The organism is Pseudolactococcus hodotermopsidis, from assembly GCF_011170085.1.
In the GTDB taxonomy this organism is placed as follows: domain Bacteria; phylum Bacillota; class Bacilli; order Lactobacillales; family Streptococcaceae; genus Pseudolactococcus; species Pseudolactococcus hodotermopsidis.
In genome coordinates this window covers 1-2,880 of sequence record NZ_BLLI01000111.1, presented here as the reverse complement: position 1 = coordinate 2,880, position 2,880 = coordinate 1, and the positions used below count along the sequence as shown (strand labels likewise).

Annotated in this window: 2 protein-coding genes; both read right to left on the bottom strand. The window is 39.6% G+C overall.

The window, feature by feature from the left end:
- Positions 1–158: 158 nt before the first annotated feature.
- The gene (locus Hs30E_RS10725) at positions 159–1,331 is read right to left on the bottom strand and encodes an ABC transporter substrate-binding protein (RefSeq protein WP_172209925.1); all 1,173 of its coding nucleotides are present in this window, start codon (positions 1,329–1,331) and stop codon (positions 159–161) included.
- A 108-nt stretch (positions 1,332–1,439) separates the two neighbouring features.
- Positions 1,440–2,627 (bottom strand): ABC transporter substrate-binding protein, encoded by a 1,188-nt coding sequence (locus tag Hs30E_RS10720; protein WP_172209924.1) that lies wholly within the window; start codon positions 2,625–2,627, stop codon positions 1,440–1,442.
- Between the last annotated feature and the right edge of the window lie 253 nt (positions 2,628–2,880).

Below are 2,880 nucleotides of genomic sequence, written 5' to 3'. Positions count from 1 at the left end.
ATAGATTCAAAGGTTGGACGTTTAACGCCAACTAGACGTTTAAAATGACTATCGCTGAGTTTCGTGAGGGATTCATAGTTCATGACTATAGTATAACAAATTTTTTTATTTTTGGGAGAAGTCTATTCAGATTTCTATCTAAATGTTCGTTTTTTAATTTATTTTACAATTTCTGCAGCAACTTCTTTACCGTTTTCAAGTTTGACCATAACCGCTGCTTTGACTGGATTGTGATCTTTGTCAATGTCAATCGTACCTGTTGCACCGACAAGTCCTTTGACTTTGGCAAGTGCTACTGCGAGTTCAGCTGAATTTTTGACCTCGCCGTCTTGTGCTGCTTGCTTAATCATGTAAACCGCATCATAGGCACAGGCTGAAAAAGCTGACGGTTCTTCGTTAAACTTATCTTTATATGCCTTGATAAATGTTTCTGTTCGTTCATTAAACGGCGCCTTTGTCGAAAAGCCAGCAACATAGTAAACATCCGTCGCTGAGCTGCCTGCAAGATCGATAAAGGTCGGATCAGAAATGCCGTCTCCGCCAACAATTGGCTGTGTAATGCCCATCTCACGCGCCTGTTTGGTAATCAAACCACCCTCAGCATAATAACCAATCAAGGCAATCGCATCAAACTCTTTATTCTTAATTTTTGACAAAGCCGCTTGGAAATCTTTGTCGCCACCTTGATAGCTCAAAGTATCCACGATTTCGCCCGTGTAATTTTCCTTAAAAGTTTTCAAAATGCCTTGCGCATAATCAGTCGCATTGTCATAATAAACCAAAACTTTTTTAGCCTTGAGCGTGTCCTCCGTATAGTTGGCAATCACTTTCCCTTGGAATGAATCTGGGAAAATGGTGCGGAAAATGTAAGGCTGAATTTTGCCATTTTTAACCGTCAATTCATCATTTGTCCCCGTTGGTGTGATCAATGGCACTTTTGCCTTGGTTACGTTTGGTGTTGCAGCAAGCGTACCACCAGAGGACATTGGCCCAATGATTGCGACAACTTTATCATTATTGGTCAAATTTGAGGCAACAGTTGTAATTTCACTGTTGTCCGTTTTGTTATCTTTGATGACCAATTCGATTTGTTTGCCATTGATACCACCATCTGCGTTGATTTCATCTGCAGCCAGCTGAATGGCATTTTTTTCAGCGTTTCCAGGCGCTGCATAAGCACCCGAAAGTTCCATATCCAGACCAATTTTGAAGGTTTTGCCAATTGTATTACCTTCACTTGACTCATTTTTAGACTCACCTGGCGCACTACCACACGCTGTCAAGGCAAGCAAGGAAACTGCTACAAGACCTAAAATTACTTTTTTCTTCATGTTACTTCTCATTTCTTATTATTTAATCTATTTTAACACAAAAACACAAAGTCATAAATGACTTCGTGACTTTTTATCAACATTTTTAAGGAAAAATAGTATTAATCTTTAATCAGGTTTTACGATTGTTGCAGAATCTTCTTTGCCGTCTACGAGTTTGACAACGATAGCTGATTTAACTGGATTGTGGTCTTTATCAACTGTAATCTCGCCTGTTACACCATCGAAATCTTTGATTTTTGCAAGTGCTTTTGCAAGTTCTACTGAATTTTTAACTTTGCCAGCCTCTGCTGCGTCCTTAATCATGTAGACCGCATCATAAGCAAGTGCATCGAACATTGACGGATCTTTTTTGTACTCAGCTTTATAGGCTTTGACAAATTCAGGTGCTCGGTCTGAGGCTGGCGCTTTATCAGAGTATCCTGATACGTAGTAAACGTTAGTTGCTGCTGCATTACCCGCAAGTTGGACAAAAGTTGGATCAGCAAAACCATCACCACCAAGAATTGGTTGCTCAATACCAAGTTCACGCGCTTGTTTGGTAATCAAACCTGTTTCAGCATAGTAACCTGGCATCACAATCGCATCAAAGTCTTTGTCTTTGATTTTGCTCAAAGCAGCTTGGAAGTCCTTGTCGCCAGTTTGGAAAGGCACTTCATCTACGATTTCGCCTTTGTAAGTCTCTTTAAATGATTTGGCAATCCCTTTGGCATAATCTGATGAATTGTCATAATAAAGGACAACTTTTGCAGCTTTAAGGTCAGTTGTCGCATAACTTGCGAGTACTTTACCTTGGTAACTATCTTGGAAAGTCGTTCTAAAGACATATTCATTTACTTTGCCATTATTAACTGTCAAAGCATCGTCTGTTCCTGGTGGTGTCATAATTGGTACACCTGCTTTGGTCGCGTTTGGTGTCATTGCTTTTACTGCACCAGATGTTGCTGAGCCGACGATTGCAACAACTTTGTCGTTGTTGACCAAGTTACTAACAACTGTTGCCGCTTCAGCACCGTCTGATTTGTTATCTTTTGAAATCACTTTGATTTGCTTACCGTCAATACCACCTGCGGCGTTGATTTCTTTGACTGCGAGATTGGCGCCGTCTTCTGTGGCATGACCGTAAGCTGCTGCACCACCTGACAATTCGAGATCGTAGCCGATTTTAAAGGTTTTACCGATTTCATTGCCTTTTGTGCTAGACGTTGCACCGCCTCCAGGTGCTGCACCACAGGCTGCGAGTGACAATGCAGCAAGTCCTGCAACTGCGAGTAAGCCAAATGATTTAAGTTTCATGTTATTATTTCTCCTAATTGTTCTTGCTTTATAAGCGCAAGATAATATTCTGAAAATTCAGTACTTAAATAGTTTACAAAATTATCTACTAATTGTCAACTGTAAAGATTATAAACATTAAAAAAATATCATTCGAAAGTGATAATGTCCTAAGTAGGTCGAAACATAAAATGTCCCAAATGTTAAACTAATACTTATGAAAAGGATATTACTCACTGTGAATGAATTGAAAAAATATCGTGTTATCAAGTTA